This window comes from Mycobacterium lentiflavum (genome assembly GCF_022374895.2).
In the GTDB taxonomy this organism is placed as follows: domain Bacteria; phylum Actinomycetota; class Actinomycetes; order Mycobacteriales; family Mycobacteriaceae; genus Mycobacterium; species Mycobacterium lentiflavum.
Genome location: NZ_CP092423.2, coordinates 2,144,431 through 2,166,563 on the forward strand (window position 1 = coordinate 2,144,431; position 22,133 = coordinate 2,166,563).

Here is a 22,133-nt window from a genome sequence, read left to right on the forward strand (position 1 = left end):
GGCTTCCGGCATGTGGTCCCACATCGCCCATATGGTGACGCACTGGCCCTGGGCCAACATCGCCGCTTTTTCCGCGGTGGCAGTCGCTCTTGCGATAGCGCTCGTCGATACCCGCGAGCGTCGCCAACTTCTCGGGCGTGAGGCGATCGCCGAGGTAGCCGCGGCCGCGACCAGCTGGGAGCTCGCCGGAAAGACGTTCCTGGCGACTGCCCGGCGAGCCGCGAACGGACGGGTTCCACTTACCGCGGTCAACGGGGAAGCCTTCGCCCTGGTGTCGACTGCCTACGCCAGCAGGTTCGCGTCTTCACCAGCGCGAAACTGACTGCAACGACCGCCGGCTACTCGACAGCGTGCGGGAAGCGGAAACCAAACTGGGCGCCTTCATGCAAGCCCTTACCCTGCCCGCCTCCGAATCGGCTGACGAGGAGAGGGAACGGATCGACCGCATCATCGCCAACGGCGACAAAGCGCTGCGCGACTTCCTGCGCCTTTGTTGGTGTCTATTGTTACTAGTCTACCGGCCAAAGGCCAAGTAGTACAACGGAATCCGCCTCTGACCAGCGTATCATCTCAGCAAAAAAATCTAGTTCGATCCCAGCCGGGACCACTTCGAAACGGCCAGAGGCGCATTTCTATATGTCGGTGGCCCGAGCTCGCATCTGCACGGCGAAAATCCGCAATTTGTCGTGACCTAAATCCAAATCGGCGATCGCAGATCCTATTTCGTCAGCGCTCACGCCGGACACAACGGTGCCTCGTGATGACCGCGGTCCCGAGCCCTGGGCAAACCCACACCGCTCTCGTTGTGTTTGTGCTCGTCAAATCCTTCCAACTAGTGAACAGTGGGGGGATGACCTGGCCGCCAAGAACCTCGGGCACTAACGCAGCCGTCCAAATCCCGTTCGGCTGAAGGTGGCGATCCATGAGCAGCTTCTCGCGGCCGTCGACGGCCGACGCGGGGTAGAAGCCGCCGACCGGCTGTGCGAGGCCTGCGTGCTCCTTCTTGACATTGACGAAGCAGCGATTTCGATCGTCTTCGACGGCGTGAGCAGCGGTACGCTCGGATCCAGCAGCCCGGCCGCGCGCAAATACGACGAGCTTCAATTCACCCTCGGCGAGGGACCGTGCCTGGACTCCGTCACGCGGCGGATCCCGGTCCTGGTCGTCGACCTCGCCGATCCCGAGGAGGCTCGCTGGCCCGCGTACCGGCCCGCCATGCTGGTCCACCAGATCAGAGGCGTCTATGCGATACCCGTCGTCTTGGCCGGCGAATTCGTCGGCGCGCTCGACCTCTTCCGAGTGCAGCCGGGCCAACTACCGGGGGAAGAGCTGACCGGCGCGGTCGCCGCCGCGGAGCTCGCGGGCATCCCGCTGTTGGACCTCCTGGACGGCGACCTGCAGGCCGCCATAACCGACCCCAACAGCAATGCCTGGGCCGAACTCACCGCGCTGAGCCGCGCGGAGGTCAGCCAGGCCACCGGCATGCTCGTCGCCCAGCTGGAGGTCGAGCCGGCCGAGGCCCTGGTCCGGCTACGCGCCCACGCCTACGCGACCGGTCGCAGTGCCACCGACGTCGCCCGCGACATCCTCGACCGCCGCCTGCAGCTCGAGGCCGACTGATGCGCGCTCACACGGACTGGAACAGGCCGGGAAGGAGAGCAACGTGACTGACACTCCTCGTGAAACCCGTGTGCTGGACGCGGTGGTCTCGCTCGTCGATCGCCTGCTCGAAGACTTCGACGTGGTCGACCTGCTGACCGCGCTCACGGAGCGCTGTGCTGAGCTGCTCGACATCGAGGCCGCGGGATTTCTGCTCGCCGACCCACTGAACCAGCTCCGCCTGCTGGCCGCTACCTCGGAGCAGGCCCGCGAACTCGAGCTCTTCCAGCTACAGGCCGACGAAGGCCCGTGCGTGGACTGTTACGCCACCGGCGAACCGGTCTCGATCGCCGACGTCCAGGAAGTACGAGAGCGGTGGCCGCGCTTCGTGCAGGCCGCGGTCGAGGCCGGCTTCGTGTCCGTGCACGCCGTCCCGATGCGGGCCGCCGGCATCGTATTGGGTGCGCTCGGCTTGTTCGGTGTCCGCTCCGGCGAACTCACCAAATCCGATCTGCTCGTCGGCCAGACCCTGACCCACATCGCCTGCGTTGCGATCCTTCAGGAACACCCGCCCACACCCTCCACCGTCATGCCGCAATTACGTTCAGCGCTGACCAGCCGCGTGATCGTCGAGCAGGCAAAAGGCTTCCTCCGCGAGAGGCTGGATGTGTCCGTCGAGGAGGCGTTCAATCTGTTGCGGACCTACGCGCGGGCTAACGGCGAACACCTAACCGACGTCTCCCGTCGATTGATAGCCGATCGGTTTTCCCGGCTGCTGCTGGTGTCGGAGTTAGCCGAATTTTTGGCCGCGCCGCCGCAATAACGGGTCAGCGGTGTCGCGCGTGGGCGCGCCGCACGGCCTCCTCGACCAGCCGCTGGGCTACGGCGTACAGCTTGATGTTCTCGGTTTGGCTGATACGGGAGAGCCGTTCGAAGGCCTCATCGGCGCTGCCACCTGACCGGCTGCGGATGATTCCGATCGCCTGATCGATCACCGACCGGCTGTCCAGGGCGCGCTGCAGTCGCAGTGTGCGTTCATGCGCGTCGGCCAGCAACTGCGCGTTGTACACCGAGACCGCGGCGGGTCGGGCGAACTGGGATCCCAAGTGCACCGCGTGTTCGCTGAATGCATCGCGGCTTTTGGCATAGGCATTGATCGAGCCGATCACCTGGTCGCCGACGATCAACGGCAACGCCAGCGCGGAGTGCATACGCATCCGGGCCACCCGGCCGCCGAAGTGCGGCCAACGGCTGTCACTGCCCAGCGATCCGCTCACGGTGGGTCGTCGTGACTGCATGCAGGTGATGCATGGTCCCTCGTGCAGTTCGTTGTACTGGACTGCGTCGATCTCTTGGACGAGTACCGCGGTCGCCGCCCAGGTCTGGACGCTGGATATGCCGTGCTGCGGATCGATCAATGCGACGCCCACGCCATCGGCGCCCGGAATGGCCTGGACCGCGAACTCCGCTACGTCCCGGAGCAGATCAATCACCCCGCGGGCGCCGGCCACAGTTCCGGCCACTCCGCGAAGCCCCGCGTAGAGTTCGGCCTCGTCCGCTTCCCGTTGGCTAACGGAGAGTTCGGGCGATAGCGGCACTCTACGACCGGGCTGGGCGTCGAAGTCGGTCAACATGCCTCCTCGCGTACACCCTGATTGCCATAAACGTACTCGCCTTCGCGTCTCTGGAAGTCAGCCGACGAGTGCCAACGTATGGCCGCGCCGCAGCTTCCCCGACGGCGTCTTGGGGATCATCCCGGGCTCGAGCACGGCAACGTTGCGGGGCCGGACGTCGACCTCGGCAACCACCTCGTGGGCCACCTGATGCTCGATGCGGCGCACCTCGGCCGGGTCCTGCCAGTCGTTGGACTCCACGGCAACGGCGAACGTCTCTCGCGAGTGTCCGGCGTCCAGGCGCACCGCAACGGCACAGCCCGGCCGCACCCCGGAAACTCGTGCGGCGGCGCGTTCGATGTCCGTCGGGTAGATATTGCGGCCGGCCATGATGATCACGTCCTTGAGTCGGCCGCAGACTACGACGTGGCCGGTTTCGGTGAGGTAGCCCAAATCGCCAGTGTCATACCAACCCTGGTCGTCTTGAGCCGCGACGAAACCGGCCATCGTCTCGTAGCCGAGCGTGACCGGTCCGCCGCGCACCTCGATGACGCCGACGCCCCGGGCGGGCAGGATGCCGCCGTCTTCGTCGACGACGCGAGCCTCCAGCCCCTGCAGTAGCCGACCGAGCGTGGCCAGCCGGCGGGTATTGCCCTTGGTCGCAGGGACAGCTCGGTGCAGTAAGGCGAGCAGGTCGGCATCGACCTCATCGACCACTAGGCCTGCGCCGCACTCGGAGAACGACACCGCCACGGTCGTCTCGGCCATGCCGTAAGCCGGCAGGATTGCCTCCGGACGCAACCCGAACGACCTGCCGGCTTCGCAGAGGTCTTCGACGTCGGCGGGCTCGACCTGCTCGGCGCCCGATAGCGCCCAGCGCAGGGTGGACAGATCGAACTGGCCGGGCTGGGCCAGCTGGCGAAGGCGTCTCGCGAACAGCTTGTAGGCAAAGTTCGGCGCCGCGGTCATCGTGCCCTTGTACTTGTCGATGAGCTTGGCCCACAGCAGGATGTCATGCAGGAAGTCCATCGGAGTGATCTTGACCAGCTCGGCGCCGAAGTACATTGGGACGGTTAAGAATCCGGTCATGCCCATGTCGTGGAACAGCGGCAACCAGCTCACGATCACATCGGTATCGATGTCGACGTGGGCGGCGGTGAACATGGCCTCAGCGTTCGAAACGACGTTGCGGTGGGTGATCTTTACGGCCTTGGGCGACCCGGTGGACCCCGACGTCAACTGCAGCAGCGCGACGTCGTCGTCATCGGTGTCGACCGGATCGATCGGTCGGCTGTCGAGTAGCTGCTCGATGATCAGCACTCGCATACCCAGCTCGGACAGCAGCGGAGCCGCCGCCAGGAACGGGTCGGAGATGACGACTGCGTTGGCGCCGATCATCTTGATGACGGCGGTGGTTTCCTCGGCCCAGCGCCGAAGGTCGGTGCGCGGCGTCGGCTGGTGGAGCATGGTAAGGCTGGCGCCGCACATCCAGATGCCTTGCCCGGCTGGTGCGATCTCGACTGGGGCACCGGCCAGCACCGGGACGGCGTCACCGCGGCCGACGCCGGCCGAGGCCAAGCCACCCGCGATCCGACGTGCCCGCTCATGCACCTGGCCCCAGGTATGCCGGACGGGGCTGTTCGGCTCCCCGGTGACCAAGCCATTCGAACTGGATTGGGCGGTGCCATACATCGTTTCGGTGAATTTGCTCACGGCTATTCCTTTGGCTCCGGCGCCGCGGCGCCGCAATTGGCCTCCGGCCATGTGCCGGGGTGATTGAGTGCGTGGTGAAGCCAATGCGTGGATGTTGGGCCGCGACTTTCAAAGACACTGTCAAAGACACTTTCAACGACATTGCAAGCACGCCAGCATTTCTGATGCCGCGCTATGAATGCCACCCGCCGGGGAATGAGGCGGACGATGCTTGAAGCGGCACAGCGTGCTCTCTTCACGCACACCCCAGAAGTTTCTTCGCTCTGGACGAAGCGAGGTCTCGAGCATGTGAGACACGCTGACAGTACGCATTCGCGGGCGATAATCCAGCAAGGCGCGCCGCTGTCTTGGACGGGTGCCGCGACCAAAGCCTCTGACCACCAGACTCCGTCAGGAGCAGTCCGAAAGTAGGACCCTTGACCGTCGAATAACCGGGTGTGCAGTCACGTTTCGGCGGGGATCTGTTCAAATCGCCACCGGACGTTTCCGGGGGGCTGCGGAGTCAACCGTTATTAACCATACCGCAGGGGCGCTCAAGAAATGCTGAACGCGGTACGGTCCCGGACTGCCGCGCTGGAGGGCGTCTTGGAGCGCGAGCCACCCCATCGCCACTGGGCCCGCCACGGTGGGCGGGTACTAGCCCGGGATGCGCGAGGCGTAGCGCTGATGCCGCTGTCCATCGGCCAGTCGGGGCGCGAGTGTGGCTGTGCGCCAATGGAGTTGATCCGCATCGTTGGCGAGTCAGCGGTCGAAACGCTCGTTAGCCCCGAAGTTCAGGGGCCGCTCGCGCACGCCCGTGACGCCGAGAACTCGGCCGTACAGAGGTTGATCGAATTCTTCTGCGACGGTTGATATTTGGCAAAGTGATGGGCAATTGAAATTCGTTGCGCATCGTCGCGACGCAAACGCCTGCGTGGCGGGCGGTCGTGACGTTTGTCGGCCCGTTTCTCCTTGAGCGACTTGCCGGACTTCGTGCTCGTCCTAAGGGCCTGGCTCCAGGGGCGCCGAGGTCGGATGGCGTGCTCCCGAGCCCATCGTCGCCACCAAAACCACCGGTAGCGGTGGGTGTTTAGTCTTCGATCGTTGTCTGGTCATCGCATGTGAGATACCGTCGGAGTTAGCAGCCGATTCGAGCAGGTTGCGTTTATAGTCTGTTGCTAGATGGCCGTTGGTGCGCAACTGTGGTGTTAAGCAGTCAGCACCAGGCTGGCCGCCATCGAATCTTTACTGTGTGTACAAACGCAGCACGGCTCTTCGACAGAGCCGTTGACCGGTTGCGGATCGTCGGACTCGACGCCCCTGCGCCGGCCAGTCACGAAGCGCAGGGTTTGGTCGATCTGCGGCCCGGCGGCCGGCCTTCGCGACTGCTTCGCACCATTAGGCGCAGGCGAACTGGCACCTCGTCGCTGAGCACGACGGCACCCAGTGTTAGACGTCATGGCTCAAGGGGTTTCGTTGTGAAGGGGGTGCGCTGATCGTTACGCGATTGACGGGGCCGGATGCGCTCTCGCTGCACACACAGACCTCCAGGATGCCGGCGCACACGGTTACGTTGGTGATCATCGATGCGTCCGATCAGCTCAGCCACCAGCGGCTACACCAGCTGGTGGCCGCGTCGCTGCCGCAGCTGGCCCGATTTCGCAGCCGACTGGTGACCAAGCCGCTGGGTGTGGGACAGCCCGTCTGGGCCGAGATTGCCGACTATGACCCTGCGCCGCAAATTCATTGCGCTATGGTCCGCGCTCCCGGCGGCCGTCACGAGTTCGCCGATCTCATTTCGGAATTGAGTACCCGGCGCCAGGATTGTCCTAGCCGGCTGTGGGAAGCGTGGAGTATCAACGGACTGGCGGGCGGCCGGTGGGCGTTGGCGGTGAAGATGTCGCCTGTGCTCAACGACGGCGCCGCCGGGGCGGCTTCCTTGTGGCCGCGGCTGCTGACTACCCGACCGCACGCCGACCCGGCCAACAATCTGCCGGCCGAGCCCAGCTTGGGCTGGGCGCCTTCCGCTGGCGAACTCGTTACCGATGTGATGGCCGAGATGGTGGAAAACCAGGTGGCCGGGATGTGGCTGATCGCCGAGACGGTGGCTGGCGTGCTGCAGGCCGCGCGTGGTCGGCTGCTGCGCATGCGCGTCGGCGCCCCGATGGCCCCGGTGGCATCGGCGATGAGCGGGCCGGTGCCGCACACGGTGTTCAATGCGCCGCTGACCAAGCGGCGCGCCGTGGCCTTCGCCTCGATCCCGTTGTCAGACGTGGAGACGGTCAGCAACGCTTTCGGGGGCAGCATCACCAACGTTGTTCTGGCTGCCTGCACACTGTCATTGCGGGCCTGGCTCCAACGGCACGACAAGGTGCCCGACGATCCGCTGCTGATGTGGATGCCGTTCGAAGCGCCGGCCACGGACCCCCCCAAAATGCGCAACGCGTTGACTAGGGGGCCACTTCGCATCCCGGTACACCTCGAGGACCCCGTGCAGGTCCTCACCAATCTTCATACCGCCACCGAAAGACTGAACGCGCTGCGGGCCCTCGACAGCGAAAGTAGCTATCGCACAATTGATTTGGAGAGCATTGCCGCACTTATCCCGCCGGTCGTAGCTCAGGTGGGCATGCAGCTTTACGCCCGGTCAGGCGTGCGGCACCAGTTCAGATCGATCTGTCACGGCGGTGTCTCCTCGATTGCCGTTGAGCCGGTGCCGGCCTACTGTGCCGGCGCCAAGGTCGTCGGCATGCATACGGTGGCGCCCCTAGCCGAGGAAAGTGGGTTACACATTGCGCTGGCCTCCCGTGGTGACGAGCTGGATGTCAGCGTGTGTGTGTGCCCGGACAACGTACCTGCGGTCGATGATCTCGCGACCGGGATCGTGCACTTTCTCGATATTCTGGTGGCGGCCGCACAGAAATCTCCTCGCGGGCAAGGCCGTTCCGTTGTCACAGAGATGACGTCACACCCCGCGAATCGTTCACGCGGCCAGCCCTATTGACAGGAAGAGAGCGCGGCAGCTCTCGACGTTTGTCAATCCCGGCGTCACGAGGCCCGTCGTCGGCCGATGACACCCTCGGTCCACGCCCGGTCCTCGGTGTAGATCGACTCGTCGCCGTGCTGCACGCGCTTGGCCTTGACGCCGTCTTGGCCGTGGCCAGCAGGCGCTGCGCCCATCGGCATGCCCATGCCACCGCCCTTGTTCAGCGCCGCGTACGCGGCCGGGATCGGGACGCCTCCACCGGCGGTCGCTCCGAGCCGAGACACCGCTGAGGAATCCTGCGCGAGCTGCAATGGCATCTTCGGCATCGCCGGCAGGCCGGCGCCGCCGGCTCCGGCCGACGCCGGCTTGACGCTCGCCCCTTTGGGCAGGCCGGGCGCCGCCTTCAGGTTCGTCGGGGCATCCTTGCGCGTCGCGTCGGTCGGCATCGACGGCATCCCGCCCGACGGCAGCACGGGCATGGCGCCCCCGAACGGAGGCAGTCCGCCGTCTGGAAGGGGCAAGGGCTCAAGTCCAGGACCAGGCCGCAGATCGGGTGCGGACGGCACATCGATCTTGCAGGCGACCGGAGGCCGCGGCGGATTAACCGGCCCCAGCTCGACCCGCTGCTCGTATTCGGCCAGTACCGCCTCCGACTTCGCCTGGTACTGCGCGTAGACCCGCAGCAGCGCAGGCTTCCCAACTCGTTCCCAGCCCGGCACCGACTGGTTCGATATCCAACGCTCGTCGACCTGCCGCAGCTTCTCGAGGGTGGGGTGCTCACTGACCGCCCAGCGGTGCGCGGCAACCAGGTTTCGGGCCTGGGTGGACAGCTGGCCGCACAGTCTCGCCATGTGGTCCAGCCAATTCCGATCCAGATCGAAGTGCCGCTCGACGGCGTCGCTCGCCTCGCTGTCCCAATCCGTGAACGGCCGGAACCGGAAGCTGGCCTGCGACAACGTCCGCAGATATGCCGCCCACTCGTCGGCGAAGTCGAGAAGAGACCTGCCCTGGTCGCCCTGCATCAAGGCTTTGGCGGCCTCCTTGACCGGGTAGTAGGGGATCGGGTCCAAGCCACGCAACGAAACCGTGCTGGCCAGCATCGCCGGCTCCGCGTCGTCCGGTTCCGCGTGCGCGGGCGCGGCCGCGGCCACCGGTGTGTCATTGTCCAGCGCGTCGGCGGCCAGCTCGTCGAGGTCCTCGTAGGCCTTGGCCGCATTCCGCAGCGATTGCGCGAGTCGGGCGTGCTCCCGTTCGCCGGCGGCCAGATAAATCCGCATGTTGTCGGCGGAGAAGGCGAGTTGTTGTGCAGCCCTGGTGGCCAGCTCGAGAGCGCAGGGCGCGTGGCCGTTGTTGGCGGGAACGCCCGGGATTGGGGCATCCAGCTCGTCGGCTCGGGCGATCAGCTCCGCGTGCTCCACGTTCAGCGTCTTTGTCATCGCGATTCGTCTCCTGGCTGCCTTGGGCGGTCGGTGTGGTTATCGATCGATAACTTGAGCAAAGGTTATCACCTGATAACCGAATGTCAAGCGTCGGCCAGTCCGGTGTGTGTCGAGCGATTGCTACCGGCCGAAGCGGCGGTTAGACGCTGATATTCGGCCGGGCGGTCTGAATGTCCAAAGCGTCTGCAGCTAAACGGATTTCGGGTAGACGAGCCTGGTCGATCAACAGTCCGATCATGGCGAACTCCACGATCTCGTCCGGGTTGACCGTCAGTTGCGGGGTCAGCGCGTCGAATAGCGCCTGCAGGAGTCTCGACGCCGAGATCGGGTTCATTGCGCGCACATCGCCTTCGGCCTGTGCCGTTTCGACCAGGTCGGCGAGCGCATGCTCGATTTTCAGGGCCAGGGCCTGCTCCGCGGTGAAGCTGTCCTGCCACAGGTCCGGAGTCGCGATGACCGAGACCACCACCTCGGGCGAGGCGTGCAGGTGGTCCAGGGATTCCCGCAACATGCGGTGCAGCTTGACGACGGCCGGTGCGGGCAGCGTCGCGAGCTCGTCGGCCAACTCATTCGGCCACTCCAGGGCCAGCCGGACCAGCGCGGCGAAGATGTCGCTCTTGGCTTTGAAGTGCTTGTAGAGGGCCGGCTGCTCGACGCCGACGGCGGCCGCGATGTGCCGGGTGGAGGTGGCGGCGTATCCCTGCTTGGCGATCAGCTCCGCGGCGGCACGCAGGATGCGAACCTTGGTCGGGCTCGGGTGCTGGGCATCTGCGGGCATGTGGCTGAGGTTAGCCGTAACCCCGATATGCCCGCGGCAGCTGCCCTGAAACGGCGACAGCCCCCACTCAAGTCGAACGGGAAGGGATGACTTCCGTAGGGCTAATCAGCAGGGGGACAGCGGATTTCGACGAGGTGGTGTCTGCTTCATCGGCAACGCCACCACCCTGATGCGTTGCTACCTCAGCCACAGCGAGACCTACACGTTTCAGCCCGGCGCGTGACGACGACAATGAGAGAGCACGAGCGCCAGACCAGGACCCCTAAAGGAGTGGACGATGAGTAACCATGAAGGGATCGGCATTCTGAAACTCGAGTGCCCGCAAAGCCATCCCGTCGGCAGAATCCTCAAGGAAGCCCCTCACCAGCAGGTCTGCTTCGACCCGGGGGTCCAGGTCGGGCCGCGCCGATTCTGGCCGGACGAGCAGGATCAGCCGAAATTCACCATCCGCTGCCCCCAGTGCGACCGGGCCGTCGGAGATGCCTCGACGACGCTGCAGGACAGGCACCGAAACCTGGTCATGAGCATGTCCGAGACCAGCGAGATCGCCACGCTGCCGTTCCTCTAGGGCGCCCGGCGCATACTGTAAGCGTTTCAGTAGCGAGCGAGATCCTGGAGGAGCCCCGTGGCGCAGACCCCGACGACGTCGCCGAGCACGCCCCTGCCGCCGGACGGGGATTGGCTGGGCACCCCGTATCTGTCGTTCGAGCGCCAGGGACCGATCGCGGTCTGCACGATCGATCGTCCTGGGGCGCGCAACGCGTTGACGCCCGCGATGTACTTCGGAATTCGTTACGCCGTAGGCCTTGTCAATTCAGACCCCGGCCTGGCCGGGTTGTTGATCACCGGCACCGGTGACGTGTTCGCGCCCGGCGGTGACATGACCGGCGGGGCAGGCGTCGACGACTGGATCACCTTCGGCGCCGCACTGGGCATGGACATCACGCCGTTTGACGCCGTGCGGACCTCGGCCAAGCCGATCGTCTCCGCCGTCAACGGGCTATGCCAGGGCGGCGGCATGCAGATCGCACTCTGCAGCGACTTGTCCGTCGTGAGCGAGCGGGCGACCTTCCGGGTGCCCGAGCTGTTCCGTGGCTACGCCGACACCTACTACAGCCAGATGCTGCTGCGCCTGGTCGGTCCGGTGCGCACCCGCGACCTGATGTTCACCGGCCGGGTGCTCACCGCCCAGGAGGCACTCGACTGGGGTCTGGTGACCAGGGTGGTGCCCCACGAACATCTCTTCGAGGTGGCCCGTGACCTGCTTGCACAAAGCTGCCGGACCGCGCCGCGCGCCCGCAACGTCATCAAATCCAGCATCGACAGCTACCTGGGCCTGTACGACCGCATCGGCATGACCAGCAGCCTGATGGATGCCGAGGCGCGCGAAGGGGTCCGCGCGTTCAAGGAGCGACGCTCGCCGGACTGGGTGCATCCGGAGTTGCGCACCGAAGGACGCCTTTAGAATTTCAGTCGATCTTCAGGTCGATCCACTCGCCGTGCGGAGCCGTGTGCAGCACCCGCTTGATGCCCGCTTGGTCGAATGCCGCGGCGAATTCGCTCGGACCCTCGCTGAAGTGGGCCCAGCCGTCGACGTGGGCCGGGATCACCACCTTGACGCCGAGCACCTCGGCGGCCGCGGCAGCGCGCGCCGAGGTCAGCGTCAGCGGACGCCCGCGGTCCTTGGCCGGCACGCTCGCGGCGCCCGCGAACAGCACCGCGACGTCGATCTCGCCGATGCGATCGGCCACCTCGGCGACCGCGCTCAGCGACGCGTTGTCCCCGCTGAGATAGATGGTGGGCAGCCCGGGCCCGTACAGCACGAAACCCGTGACCTCGCAGTTGACATGGCCTTCCATGTCGCGCATCCCGTCGGCCGGACCGTGCACGGCCGGAACTGCTTGTGCCGCAACGCGTCCGGGCCCACCCGGCAGGTAATACGACTGCCACGGCTTCAGCCCCACCGACGGCGGGCCGAAGCGGCCGGCGGCACCCGGGTTGGTGACGATCAGCGGCGCGGCCTGCGCCATCCGCCGTCCGGCGTCGTCCAAATTGTCGGAGTGCTGGTCGTGGCTGATCAACACCACGTCGACCTGCCCGAGGTCGTCGGCGGCCACTGCCGGGCCGGTGAGCTTGTTCAGGTAGTCATGCGGGCCGGGCGGGTCGAAGGTCGGGTCCATCACGATCCTGCGGCCCGCGATATCGATCACCGTCGTCGGGCCACCCAGCACCGCGATCGCGCCATCCCGTCGCTTCGCGTCGACTACCTCGCCCATGTGGCCCCTGATTGCATTCGCGGAGAATCGATATCGGGTCGAAAGCAGGCTATAACATCGCGGGTCGGCGGACCGCGGTGACTTCGACTTCCACCCGGATATCCGGCCTTACCAGCGCCGGGACCACCGCGAGCATGAATACGGGTTCGTGTCTGATCACCGACGAGCGCACCGCGGCATAGGCCGGAATGTCGGCCGCGTCGGTAAGCCACTGCCGCACGCTGACGATGTCGGACAATCTCGCCCCGGCCCGGCTCAGCGCTGCCTCGACGTTGCGCCACGCCTGGGTGGCTTCTTCGGTGAAGTGCTTCGGCAGCGTTCCGTCTGGTCGCAGCCCGGGCGTGCCGGAGGTGTAGATGACCTCAGAGCCGGCGGGCACGCGTACCGCGTCGGCGTACCTGCCGATATGAGCGGCGACGCCGGTGTTGACGGATTCGAACGGCCTGCTCATATCGTCCTTTCGTCGTGGATCGTGCAGCCGGTGTCATACCTTGCGGGCGCGATCCTTCCAATATGGTTCGCGGAGCTGATTTTTCAGAATCTTGCCGCTGGCGTTGCGGGGCAGCTCGTCGACGAAGTCGACCGTCCGCGGGCATTTGTAACCGGCCATGTGCTGGCGGCAGAACTCGATCACCTCGACGGGTTCCAGGTCGGGGGCGACGACGATCGCCTTGACGGACTCGCCCCATTGGTCGTCGGGCACCCCGATGATTGCGGCGTCGGCGATCCCGGGATGTTCGAGGAGCACGCTTTCCACCTCGGGCCCGTACACGTTCTCGCCGCCGGTGATGATCATGTCCTTGAGCCGGTCCTCGATGAACAGGTAGCCGTCGGCGTCGAGGCGTCCGATGTCACCGGTGCGCACCCAGTCGTCGGCGGTGATGGTTTCGGCGGTGGCTTCGGGCCGATTCAGGTAGCCGATCATGCGCTGATCGCTGCGCACCCAGACCTCGCCGGACTCGCCGTGCGGCAGCTGCTCACCCGACTCGGGATCGACGATGCGAATCTCGTTGCCCTGAGCGGCTTTTCCGGCCGACATCAGCAGTTCGGGTCGGCTGGAGTTGCGGTGGTCGTCGGCGTCGAGCGCCGCGATCGCGCCGCACAGCTCGGTCTGCCCATACACCTGCACGAAGTTCATCTCGGGCCAGGCCGCGAGCGCGCGCTGCAGCAACGGCACCGGCATCGGGGCCGCGCCGTAGACCAGGTAGCGCAGGCCCGACATCGCGGCGATCGCCGCCTCCCCGGCGTCCAGGAATCGGGCGATCACCGGCGGCACCAGAAATGCATGCGTCGCACCGGCTTTCACGGCGCCGATCAGCGTCGCGGCGTCGGGCTCGCGGGTCAGGAACGTCGGTGCGCCGGCCCGGATACCGAAGAACGCATACGCGATACCACCGACATGGAACAGCGGCATGGCAACGAGGTTGGCGTCGCCTTCGGAGAACGGAAAAGGTGGCGACAGATTGACGATGTGATTGACCAGCGCGCGCTGGGTCAGCTGAACGCCTTTCGGGCGACCGGTGGTGCCGGAGCTGTAGATCGTGATCGCGGCATCGGTGTCGGCGACCGCCGGATCGACCTCGACGGGTGGTGCTGCGGCGACCAAGGATTCGTAGTCGTCCTCGGCGCCACCCACCACGATGACGCGCTGCACGCCGGGTACCTTCGCGCGGATCGCCTCGACCGCCGGCGCCAGCTCGGCGCCGACGACAAGCACCTGCGCGCCGCTGTCGTTGAGCACGTGGACGAGCTCGTCGCCGATCACCCGCCAGTTGACGATCGTGGCCACCGCGCCGATCGACGTGGCAGCCAGCAGGGTTTCCAGACAAGCGGGGTGATTCTTGTCCAGGAATGCCACCACCTGGCCGCGCCGCAGACCCGCGGCCCGCAGCGCCCCGGCCGTCCGGCGAATACGCGACGCCCATTGTGCCCACGACCACTGCCGCTCACCGAACTGGATCGCCACGTCGTCGGGTCGGCGCGCCGCATGCTGCTCGACCATGCCGACGAGCGTCGTGCTGACGTCGGCTGGTGGCATTACTTCTCCGCTCATCGAAAAATCCCTGGCTCCCCGGATTCGGTCAAGCCAAGGTTAGTCGCCCTGTCCACGACGAGTTTCGGGAGAGTGGTACCAGCGAATGATCACCCCGGTGTTTCGGTGGCTACGCCGTCAATGCTGGTCGATGCGCACGGAGCGGGAAGCTGCGCGGAATCCGGCCATGCGGCGCATCCGAACGCATCGGCTCCGCTGGATGAGCCGCATATCACACGGTTGCCAGGGTGATTCGCGACCGGTAAGGATCGGTGAAGGGCAGCCAGGCCTCGTCCAGATCGGGTACTTCCGCTTCGGCTGTCAGCGCGTCGATCACCCCGCGCACCGTCTCGCGGTTCTCGATGCGTCGCCACACCAGCGACCACGTCCAATAGGGTGCGGCCGCGGCGATCGGGCGGTGCACGAGATCTGACGGCAGCGGCGCGGTTTGCGCCTTGGGCGAGGCGAGCACCGGTCGGCCCAGCCGCCGGACATGCTCGAAAAACATTGGGGCAGCGAGCCCCCCGTCGCTGATCCGCACCGTGCGAGCGCCGGTCTCCCTGGCGAACTGCTCCCCGTACCGGTTCCAGGAAAACCAGCTGCCGGAGTCGGCATCGAGCAGCACCACCGCGTCGGGTGCCTGGACCGGTGAGGCGTCCGAGCCGACGCTGACGGCGTAAAGCTGTTCGGCACCAATGAGATGCGCGTTCAGGCCGTGCCGGTCCAGGTCGGCGGAGCGCACCCCGCAGATCGCCAAATCGACGCCGCCCTCGGCCACTCGGGCGACCTGCGCGTGCGAGGGCAGCACCCACGTGTCGATGTGCACCTTCGCGACCGCGGAAGTCCGATCGGCCAGGTCCGGGGGAAGCCACTGCGCGTAGCCGATCCGCACGGGTTCGGCCAGCGACAGCCCGATTGCCGACCGGCGCAACTGATCTGCCTGATCCAGCAGCGTGCGGGCCGACGGAAGCAAGGCCGCTCCCGTTGCGGTGAGGGTGACCGAGCGCCGGTCGCGATCGAACAGTCGCACCCGCAGATCCCGCTCGAGGACCTTGATTTGCTGCGAAAGTGACGGTCCGGCAATGCATAAGCGCTTCGCGGCCCGACCGAAATTTAGCTCTTCAGCGACCGCTACGAAATAACGAAGATGACGCAACTCCACACGGAAAATGTTAGTGCGACACTGGGAGTCATGGCCTAGCAGAATCGCGATGACAACATATGTAACCATTGCTGGGCAAACCCTCGGATGAAGGATTCAGCACATGGTCAATGTTGATCGCGCTCGTCATCGCACTGTGGTCGTGACGGGTGCGGCGTCGGGCATCGGCCTGGCTACCGCACGGCGCCTGCTAGCCGAAGGCGGCACCGTGATCGGAGCCGACCTGGAATCCCCGCCCGACTTGGGACCCGACTTCCACTTCGTCACGGCCGACGTGACCGACGAAACAGCCATCCAGGCCGTGTTCGCCGCGGTGCCCGGACGCCTCGACGGCGTCTTCCACGCGGCGGGTGTTGCCGGCGGCGGCCCGGTCCACCTGCTCGACCGCGCGGAGTGGGATCGGGTCATCGGTATCAACCTCACCGGCACCTTCCTGGTCGCCAAGGCGGCCCTGGCCAAGATGATCGAGCAGGACCGGGTCGACGGCGAACGCGGCTCGATCGTGACCGTCGCCAGCATCGAGGGACTGGAGGGCACCGCGGGCGGCAGCTCCTACAACGCGGCCAAGGGTGGGGTGGTGCTGCTCACCAAGAACATTGCGCTCGATTACGGCCCTAGCGGCATCCGGGCAAACGTGATCTGCCCCGGCTTCATCGATACACCGATGGCCCAAAGCGTTTTCGGGCTGCCGGGGATGGAGGGCCCGCTGGCCTCGATCACCGACGAGCACGCGCTGCAACGGCTCGGCCGGCCCGACGAGGTCGCGGCCGTGGCAGCGTTCCTGCTATCGCTCGACGGGTCATTCGTCAGCGGACAGGCCATCGCCGTCGACGGCGGCTACACCGCGGGTCGCGATCACGGTGTCGTCAAACTCTTCGGCTTTCCCCAGTAGGGCCTTAAGATTCGCGCATGGTCACTCCTGACGATGCGATCGAGGCGATTCGAGGTACCGGCGGAGCCCAACCCGGCGCCCGGGCGCTGCACGCGAAAGGCACGCTATACCGCGGCACCTTCACCGCTACCCGGGATGGGGCGACCCTGTCCCGGGCAAAGCATCTCGACGGCAGCGAAGTTCCGGCGCTGATCCGGTTCTCGAACGGATCGGGCAACCCAAAGCAGCCCGACGGCTTGCCGGGGGTGCGCGGGATGGCGGTGAAGTTCACCCTGCCCGACGGATCCACCACCGACGTGTCGACCCAGACGGCCCGGTTGTTCGTCTCCAGCAAGCCGGAGGGTTTCGTCGATCTGCTCAGGGCGATGCGGCCCAGCCTGACGACACCGCTGCGGATGGCCAAGTATTTCATCACGCATCCGCGACTGCTCGGCGCGTTGCCGGTGGTGCGCGACGCCAACAAGGTACCGGCCAGCTACGCCACCATCGAGTACCACGGCCTGCACGCATTCCGGTGGATCAGCGCCGACGGCAACGCCAGATTTGTTCGCTACCACCTGATTCCGGCCGCGGGCGAGAGCTACCTCTCCGGCGCTGATGCCCGCGGTGCGGCCCCGGACTTCCTAACCGACGAGCTGAATACGCGTCTGGCACAAGGCCCGATCCGATTTGACTATCGCGTGCAGATCGCCGGACCGCGGGACTCGACGATCGACCCGTCGGCGCCGTGGCGAAGCGCCGAGACGGTCACCGTCGGCACCCTGGAAATCACCGGACTCGATACCGAGCGCGAACACGACGGCGACATCGTCGTTTTCGACCCGGTGCGAGTCACCGACGGCATCGAACCGTCCGATGACCCGGTGCTGCATTTCCGAAGCCTCGCGTACTCGGCGTCGGTCAAGCTGCGCACCGGTGTGGGGCGCGGCTCCGAAGCGCCGCCGGCCTGACGGAAACGCGCCGGGCGGCCCGATTGCCGGCGCATTGCGTTGTGCGGCTAGTGTTTTTGGAAGTGTTGGCTTCGCATGTCCTGTTGATCGGTCTGGCCGGGTTCGCCGCCGGCGCGATCAATGCGCTCGTCGGATCGGGGACCTTGATCACGTTCCCGACGCTCGTCGCCCTCGGCTATCCGCCGGTCACCTCCACGATGTCGAACGCCGTCGGTCTGGTCGCCGGCGGTGTCTCGGCCACCTGGGGTTACCGCGCCGAGCTGGATGGTCAGTGGGATCGATTGCGTTGGCAGATCCCGGCGTCGCTGGCCGGTGCGGCGCTGGGCGCATACTTGCTACTGCACCTGCCCGAGCAGGTATTCATCGCAGTGGTGCCGGCGCTGCTGGTGCTGGCCCTGCTGCTGGTGGTATCCGGGCCGCGGATTCAATCCTGGGCGCGCCGTAAGGCCGAGGCCCAGGGCCGGTCCGCCGAACACGTCTCGCCGGTGCGGATGGCGCTGCTGGTGCTCGGCACGTTTGCCGTCGGGGTCTACGGCGGCTACTTCACCGCCGCGCAAGGCATCTTGCTGGTCGGCGTAATGGGCGCACTCTTGCCGGAGTCGATGCAGCGCATGAACGCGGCGAAGAACCTGTTGGCTCTCGTCGTGAATGTCGTTGCGGCCTTGGGTTATACGTTGGTGGCATCGGAGCGCATCAGTTGGTCGGTGGCCGCAATCATCGCGGCGAGTTCGCTGGTCGGTGGATTGATCGGCGCGAGATACGGCCGCCGCTTGTCGCCGAACGCATTGCGCTCCACGATCGTGGTGGTGGGCCTGATCGGGCTGTATCGCCTGTTAGCGGCGTAGGCCGTCAGCCCGCAGTGGCAGCGGCGGCATGGTCGATGACGTCCATCATGTCGCCGCGCTGTTGCCAGACCATGCGTTGCCGCATCGCCCCGTTGCCCTGCGCCATGATGCGGTCGAGTTCGGCGGTGGCACGGTCGAATTCGCCGAGTTCGTCGAGCGCCGGACGCACCCATTGCACCAGCGCATCGAGCTGCTGACGAGCCGGCACCGCGCGGTGCTGGTTGGCCGAGTCGAGCAAGTCTCCCGATAGTCCGTCGTGGGCGGCCTTCCAATACGCCGCCCGCAGTACTGCCGGGGGCAATCGGCCACCATCGTCGCCGCGGCCGTCGACGTCCAACGCCGTCATCACGGCGGCCCGGATCAGGGTGGCCAGCAGCACCGTCTCCTCGACCGTCGCCGGTACATCGGCCACTCGCACCTCGACCGTCGGGAACTTTGCCGACGGGCGCACGTCCCAATAGATCATCTTGGAATCCAGGATCACCCCGCTGTCGAGCAGCATCCGCACAGTGCGGTCGTACTGCTCCGGTGAGGCGAAGAACGGTGGCGGACCGGCGGCCGGCCAGCGTCGCCATAGGATGCTGCGCCAGCTGGCATAGCCGGTGTCGGTATTGCGGTACAGCGCCGAATTCGCCGACAGCGCAAGCAAAGACGGCAGCCACGGCCGCAGCCAGTTGCTGACCTTGATGGCGGCGGCCCGGCTGGGCACCTCGACGTGCACGTGGCAGCCGCAGATGCCTTGCTCGTGCGCGATCATCCCGAACTTTTCCCCGATCCGCTGATAACGCTCGGTATCGGTGATCGGGAACTCGTGGGGCGTGACCGGAGGAAGCCCCAGCGCCAGCAGCCGCACGCCACTGGCCTCGGCCGCCTGCGCCGCGGTGCGCCGCAGCAGTGCGAGTTCGGCACGCAGTTCCGCGCTGCTGGCGGCCACACTGGACGCGGTTTCGACTTGGCAACTGCTCAATTCCCGCTGCAGCGCGATCCCCCGGCGCTGGGCCTGAGCGGCCACCTCGCTATTGGCTGGGGCCGGTTCGCCCGTTTCAGGATCAACGAGGAGAAATTCCTCCTCCACACCAAAGCTGGGTAGGTGACGCATCCAGCCCCGGACGCTAACGAGCCAGCGCTGAGTCCACGGTCGGGTAAACGGGCAACATGCCGCTAAGCCCGCACGCCTCGACGATTCGGGAAACGATTCGCTGGGGGCTGACCAGCCGCAGTTCGATTGCTCGCCGACGCAGGGCTGCTGCCGCATCGGCCAGCACCTCAACCGCGCAGCAGGCCATGAAATCCAGTCCGGTGACATCGACGATCAGGGGACCGGGGGACGTGACGACGCCGGCTGCTTCGTTGACCAGATGGCGCCAAGTTTGCTCGTTACAGGCGTCGATCTCGCCGCCCGCATAGATGAGCACGGCCGAGCCCCGGCGATCCGTGGTCGCCCGCAGCGTGCTGTGCGGGTCGCCGAGCTCGTAGACCAGTCGCGTGCTGAGCATCAGCCGCGGGCCCGACGTGGGGGGAGCATGATCTGCAGTTGTCTTCATTGGGGACTCCTAATCGACGGGCGCCGCCGGCGCCGCGATGGATGTCCGTCCTAGTGTCTGAAGACAGACTTTCCGCGAAGTGCGCGGATCTCCTTTGTATAACGAGACAGAGCGGTCTGTCTACATGTGGCGGTTAAGAGTATCGTAAGCCTAAATATGGAAAATTCCGACATCGTGCCGGCCGCTCCGTCTGCCCGTGAACGGATCTTGCATGCGGCATATGAGCTGTTCAGCCGGCGTGGAATTCGTGCGGTCGGCACCGACGAGGTGATCGAGCGCGCCGGTGTCGCCAAGGCGACGTTGTACCGGCATTTCGCGACGAAGAACGACCTCGTGCTGGCCGTCCTGGAGCGCCGCGAAGAGATCTGGACGCACGGGTTGATCGAGGCCCAGTCGGAGCAGCGCGGCACGACGCCCGAGGAACAGCTGCTTGCCATCTTCGACGTGATGCACGAGTGGTTTCAGCTTCGGGACGGCTTTGAAGGCTGCTCGTTCATCAACGTGCTACTCGAGCTGGGTGCCGATCACCCCGCCGGGCAGGCCAGCATCGCGCACATCGACCACGTCCGCGACATCGTGCGCCGCCGTGCGCAGGCCGCCGGTCTCACCGATGTCGAGGACTTCGCTTCGTCATGGCACATCCTGATGAAGGGGGCCATCGTTCTCGCGGCCGTGGGCGATCTGGAGGCTGCTCGGCGCGCGCAGAAGATGGCCGTCGCCCTGATTCGGCAACACCGGCCGGCGGCCGTGATCGGGATGGGGGAGGCGACCGGCTAGCTCGCCCGCACTGTCAGGCAGCGTCGGCGGCCGTGCTTCCGGTCTTTTGCGCGTGTTCGGCTTCGAGTTCGGCGATCGCGCGAGATGTGCGTTCGCGCAGCAGTATTGCGGCGATCAGGCCGACAACGATCGCGATGACGAGGGCGATCCAGGAGAACCGCTCCAGCCATCGTTCGGCGGCCATTCCCGCGAAATAGACCAGCGCGGTCGTGCCGCCCGCCCAGCAGATGGCGCCCGACACGTTGGCGGCCAGAAAGCGCTTGTAGTGCATTTTCAGCGCGCCGGCCAGCGGCCCGGCAAAGATCCGGAGCAGGGCGATGAAGCGCCCGAAGAACACCGCGCGGATTCCCCAGCGATCGAACAACCGCTCGGCCAGCATGACGTGCCCCGGGCCGAAGTGCTTCGGGAAGCGCTGGCCCAGCCTGTCGAAGAGCCCCATGCCGAATCGGCGCCCGATCGAGTAGCCGATCGAGTCGCCGATCACCGCCCCGATCACGGCGGCGACGCCCACACCGATCGGGTTGACGGCAAGGTTGTGATGGGACGACATCAGCGCCGCGCTGACCAGAACGATCTCGCCCGGAAGCGGGATACCCAGGCTTTCCACCCCGACCACACCCCCGACCACGAGGTAGACCGCGAGCGGCGGGATGGACTGCAGCAAAGCCTCGACGTTCATGGATCAAGGATGCCTGACGGACGTCCGCCCCGTGCCGCAATGTCGCCCCTGGGCGCGCCGTCGTGCGGGACGCTGACCGGTTCCAGCTCGGGCCGTTTAGGGAATCGGCCGTCGGCCGCGGACAGGCCGCGCATCCGTCGCCACAACCAGGGGAAGAAATTGTCTTGCGTCCAGCGCAGTTTGCCGTAGGCGCCGTCAGCGATGGACAGCTGCGTGGGATTGGGGTGCGCTGCGGCCCAATCATGGCTGCTGTCAGGCAAATTGAGGGCCTCGGCGGCTGCGGCGGCGAACAGGATATGGCCCTTGGGGGACGCGTGCACGCGGTCGTAGCTCCAGGTGTCCCAATCGCGCATCGAGGCCGCGTTGTACAGGTCGATGAGCTTGAATCCGTAGCGGGCGGAGGCGACGGTGATCGCGTTGTTCATTCGGGTCAGCCGTTTGGACACGATGCGGCCGAACGGCAGGAATTGAGCGACGTTCGGGAAGGTCGTGGTTACCACCGTCGCGCCCGATCTGGCCAGCGCCGCATAGACGTAGTCGAGCTCGGCCAGCGCTCGCGGGAATTGTCGCCCGGGCTGGATGACGTCGTTCATCCCGGCGCAGATGGTGATCAAATCCGGCTTCATCGCCAGCGCGGGTGGAATTTGCTCCGTGAGTACGTCGCCAAGCTTCTTGCCGCGGACCGCGAGGTTGGCGTATTGCAACCCGGGGTAGAGCGTATCGAGCATCACGGCGAGTCGATCGGCAAAGCCTAAGAGGCCGGTGGTTTCGTCGCCGTCCCAAAGGCCTTCGGTTTGGCTGTCGCCGAGGGCGACGAACCTGGAGTATCCGGCCCGCATAGCTCCGTACACGATGCCGAGACTAAACCC

The 22,133-nt window shown here is 66.0% G+C and carries 23 protein-coding genes; 11 read left to right on the forward strand and 12 right to left on the reverse strand.

Annotated elements, in window-relative coordinates:
- Positions 1-10 precede the first annotated feature (10 nt).
- From MJO58_RS10305 to MJO58_RS10320, 4 genes are all read left to right on the forward strand, one after another.
- Positions 11-322, forward strand: coding sequence for a hypothetical protein (locus tag MJO58_RS10305; RefSeq protein ID WP_239722760.1), 312 nt, complete (start codon positions 11-13; stop codon positions 320-322).
- 28 nt (positions 323-350) lie between these two features.
- Entirely contained in the window at positions 351-536 is a 186-nt protein-coding gene (locus MJO58_RS10310; protein ID WP_239722761.1) for a hypothetical protein, read from the forward strand.
- Positions 537-912: 376 nt separating this feature from the next.
- The gene (locus MJO58_RS10315) at positions 913-1,620 is read left to right on the forward strand and encodes a GAF and ANTAR domain-containing protein (RefSeq protein WP_239722762.1); all 708 of its coding nucleotides are present in this window, start codon (positions 913-915) and stop codon (positions 1,618-1,620) included.
- A 43-nt stretch (positions 1,621-1,663) separates the two neighbouring features.
- Positions 1,664-2,422: a GAF and ANTAR domain-containing protein gene (locus MJO58_RS10320; RefSeq protein ID WP_090601430.1), complete on the forward strand. Its 759-nt coding sequence runs from the start codon at positions 1,664-1,666 to the stop codon at positions 2,420-2,422.
- 4 nt (positions 2,423-2,426) lie between these two features.
- Here MJO58_RS10320 and MJO58_RS10325 read toward each other — a convergent pair whose 3' ends face one another.
- Positions 2,427-3,230, reverse strand: a complete 804-nt coding sequence (locus tag MJO58_RS10325; protein ID WP_239723214.1) for a GAF and ANTAR domain-containing protein — start codon at positions 3,228-3,230, stop codon at positions 2,427-2,429.
- Between the two features lie 60 nt (positions 3,231-3,290).
- Positions 3,291-4,925: a fatty acyl-AMP ligase gene (locus MJO58_RS10330; RefSeq protein WP_239722763.1), complete on the reverse strand. Its 1,635-nt coding sequence runs from the start codon at positions 4,923-4,925 to the stop codon at positions 3,291-3,293.
- Between the two features lie 1,486 nt (positions 4,926-6,411).
- Here MJO58_RS10330 and MJO58_RS10335 point away from each other — a divergent pair.
- Positions 6,412-7,908 (forward strand): wax ester/triacylglycerol synthase domain-containing protein, encoded by a 1,497-nt coding sequence (locus MJO58_RS10335; RefSeq protein WP_259608754.1) that lies wholly within the window; start codon positions 6,412-6,414, stop codon positions 7,906-7,908.
- 44 nt (positions 7,909-7,952) lie between these two features.
- Here MJO58_RS10335 and espB read toward each other — a convergent pair whose 3' ends face one another.
- The gene (espB, locus tag MJO58_RS10340) at positions 7,953-9,326 is read right to left on the reverse strand and encodes an EspB family ESX-1 secretion system-associated protein (protein WP_239722764.1); all 1,374 of its coding nucleotides are present in this window, start codon (positions 9,324-9,326) and stop codon (positions 7,953-7,955) included.
- Positions 9,327-9,468: 142 nt separating this feature from the next.
- Positions 9,469-10,107 carry a TetR/AcrR family transcriptional regulator gene (locus MJO58_RS10345; RefSeq protein WP_239722765.1) on the reverse strand — a complete coding sequence of 213 codons (639 nt, stop codon included), beginning with the start codon at positions 10,105-10,107 and terminating at the stop codon, positions 9,469-9,471.
- 277 nt (positions 10,108-10,384) lie between these two features.
- On the opposite strand from MJO58_RS10345, the gene MJO58_RS10350 reads away from it, so the two are divergent.
- Positions 10,385-10,675, forward strand: coding sequence for a hypothetical protein (locus MJO58_RS10350; protein WP_239722766.1), 291 nt, complete (start codon positions 10,385-10,387; stop codon positions 10,673-10,675).
- Positions 10,676-10,732: 57 nt separating this feature from the next.
- Positions 10,733-11,572, forward strand: coding sequence for an enoyl-CoA hydratase/isomerase family protein (locus MJO58_RS10355; protein WP_239722767.1), 840 nt, complete (start codon positions 10,733-10,735; stop codon positions 11,570-11,572).
- 4 nt (positions 11,573-11,576) lie between these two features.
- Here the strand turns inward: MJO58_RS10355 and MJO58_RS10360 are convergent, their stop codons facing one another.
- From MJO58_RS10360 to MJO58_RS10375, 4 genes are all read right to left on the reverse strand, one after another.
- Positions 11,577-12,383 carry an MBL fold metallo-hydrolase gene (locus MJO58_RS10360; RefSeq protein WP_239722768.1) on the reverse strand — a complete coding sequence of 269 codons (807 nt, stop codon included), beginning with the start codon at positions 12,381-12,383 and terminating at the stop codon, positions 11,577-11,579.
- Between the two features lie 49 nt (positions 12,384-12,432).
- A complete protein-coding gene (locus MJO58_RS10365) occupies positions 12,433-12,834 on the reverse strand; it encodes a RidA family protein (RefSeq protein ID WP_090601437.1) in 402 nt (133 codons plus the stop codon).
- 33 nt (positions 12,835-12,867) lie between these two features.
- Positions 12,868-14,421, reverse strand: coding sequence for a long-chain-fatty-acid--CoA ligase (locus MJO58_RS10370; RefSeq protein ID WP_239723216.1), 1,554 nt, complete (start codon positions 14,419-14,421; stop codon positions 12,868-12,870).
- A gap of 226 nt (positions 14,422-14,647) precedes the next feature.
- On the reverse strand, positions 14,648-15,577 hold the full coding sequence (locus MJO58_RS10375; protein WP_239722769.1) for a LysR family transcriptional regulator: 930 nt from the start codon (positions 15,575-15,577) through the stop codon (positions 14,648-14,650).
- Positions 15,578-15,680: 103 nt separating this feature from the next.
- On the opposite strand from MJO58_RS10375, the gene MJO58_RS10380 reads away from it, so the two are divergent.
- The 3 genes from MJO58_RS10380 (at position 15,681) to MJO58_RS10390 (ending at position 18,264) form a co-directional block, all read left to right on the forward strand.
- Positions 15,681-16,469 carry an SDR family NAD(P)-dependent oxidoreductase gene (locus MJO58_RS10380; protein WP_239722770.1) on the forward strand — a complete coding sequence of 263 codons (789 nt, stop codon included), beginning with the start codon at positions 15,681-15,683 and terminating at the stop codon, positions 16,467-16,469.
- Positions 16,470-16,486: 17 nt separating this feature from the next.
- Entirely contained in the window at positions 16,487-17,419 is a 933-nt protein-coding gene (locus tag MJO58_RS10385; protein ID WP_239722771.1) for a catalase family peroxidase, read from the forward strand.
- Positions 17,420-17,481: 62 nt separating this feature from the next.
- The gene (locus MJO58_RS10390) at positions 17,482-18,264 is read left to right on the forward strand and encodes a sulfite exporter TauE/SafE family protein (protein ID WP_239722772.1); all 783 of its coding nucleotides are present in this window, start codon (positions 17,482-17,484) and stop codon (positions 18,262-18,264) included.
- Between the two features lie 4 nt (positions 18,265-18,268).
- Here the strand turns inward: MJO58_RS10390 and MJO58_RS10395 are convergent, their stop codons facing one another.
- A complete protein-coding gene (locus tag MJO58_RS10395; protein ID WP_239722773.1) occupies positions 18,269-19,363 on the reverse strand; it encodes a glutamate--cysteine ligase 2 in 1,095 nt (364 codons plus the stop codon).
- A 13-nt stretch (positions 19,364-19,376) separates the two neighbouring features.
- Positions 19,377-19,808: an anti-sigma factor antagonist gene (locus tag MJO58_RS10400; protein WP_434086324.1), complete on the reverse strand. Its 432-nt coding sequence runs from the start codon at positions 19,806-19,808 to the stop codon at positions 19,377-19,379.
- Between the two features lie 156 nt (positions 19,809-19,964).
- On the opposite strand from MJO58_RS10400, the gene MJO58_RS10405 reads away from it, so the two are divergent.
- Positions 19,965-20,585: a TetR/AcrR family transcriptional regulator gene (locus tag MJO58_RS10405; RefSeq protein ID WP_090601443.1), complete on the forward strand. Its 621-nt coding sequence runs from the start codon at positions 19,965-19,967 to the stop codon at positions 20,583-20,585.
- A 13-nt stretch (positions 20,586-20,598) separates the two neighbouring features.
- Here the strand turns inward: MJO58_RS10405 and MJO58_RS10410 are convergent, their stop codons facing one another.
- Positions 20,599-21,264 carry a DedA family protein gene (locus MJO58_RS10410; RefSeq protein ID WP_090601444.1) on the reverse strand — a complete coding sequence of 222 codons (666 nt, stop codon included), beginning with the start codon at positions 21,262-21,264 and terminating at the stop codon, positions 20,599-20,601.
- Positions 21,261-22,115, reverse strand: a complete 855-nt coding sequence (locus MJO58_RS10415; RefSeq protein WP_175364406.1) for an SGNH/GDSL hydrolase family protein — start codon at positions 22,113-22,115, stop codon at positions 21,261-21,263. The genes MJO58_RS10410 and MJO58_RS10415 overlap by 4 nt, the downstream gene beginning before the upstream one ends.
- Positions 22,116-22,133 lie beyond the last annotated feature (18 nt).

What these genes read in the sequence shown, in the direction of transcription:
- espB (WP_239722764.1), bottom strand. Translation starts at nt 9,326, where the DNA reads ATGACAAAGACGCTGAACGTGGAGCACGCGGAGCTGATCGCCCGAGCC.
- MJO58_RS10400 (WP_434086324.1), bottom strand. Translation starts at nt 19,808, where the DNA reads ATGAAGACAACTGCAGATCATGCTCCCCCCACGTCGGGCCCGCGGCTG.
- MJO58_RS10410 (WP_090601444.1), bottom strand. Translation starts at nt 21,264, where the DNA reads ATGAACGTCGAGGCTTTGCTGCAGTCCATCCCGCCGCTCGCGGTCTAC.
- MJO58_RS10385 (WP_239722771.1), top strand. Translation starts at nt 16,487, where the DNA reads ATGGTCACTCCTGACGATGCGATCGAGGCGATTCGAGGTACCGGCGGA.
- MJO58_RS10350 (WP_239722766.1), top strand. Translation starts at nt 10,385, where the DNA reads ATGAGTAACCATGAAGGGATCGGCATTCTGAAACTCGAGTGCCCGCAA.
- MJO58_RS10395 (WP_239722773.1), bottom strand. Translation starts at nt 19,363, where the DNA reads ATGCGTCACCTACCCAGCTTTGGTGTGGAGGAGGAATTTCTCCTCGTT.
- MJO58_RS10380 (WP_239722770.1), top strand. Translation starts at nt 15,681, where the DNA reads ATGGTCAATGTTGATCGCGCTCGTCATCGCACTGTGGTCGTGACGGGT.
- MJO58_RS10305 (WP_239722760.1), top strand. Translation starts at nt 11, where the DNA reads ATGTGGTCCCACATCGCCCATATGGTGACGCACTGGCCCTGGGCCAAC.
- MJO58_RS10365 (WP_090601437.1), bottom strand. Translation starts at nt 12,834, where the DNA reads ATGAGCAGGCCGTTCGAATCCGTCAACACCGGCGTCGCCGCTCATATC.
- MJO58_RS10345 (WP_239722765.1), bottom strand. Translation starts at nt 10,107, where the DNA reads ATGCCCGCAGATGCCCAGCACCCGAGCCCGACCAAGGTTCGCATCCTG.
- MJO58_RS10405 (WP_090601443.1), top strand. Translation starts at nt 19,965, where the DNA reads ATGGAAAATTCCGACATCGTGCCGGCCGCTCCGTCTGCCCGTGAACGG.
- MJO58_RS10360 (WP_239722768.1), bottom strand. Translation starts at nt 12,383, where the DNA reads ATGGGCGAGGTAGTCGACGCGAAGCGACGGGATGGCGCGATCGCGGTG.
- MJO58_RS10370 (WP_239723216.1), bottom strand. Translation starts at nt 14,421, where the DNA reads ATGCCACCAGCCGACGTCAGCACGACGCTCGTCGGCATGGTCGAGCAG.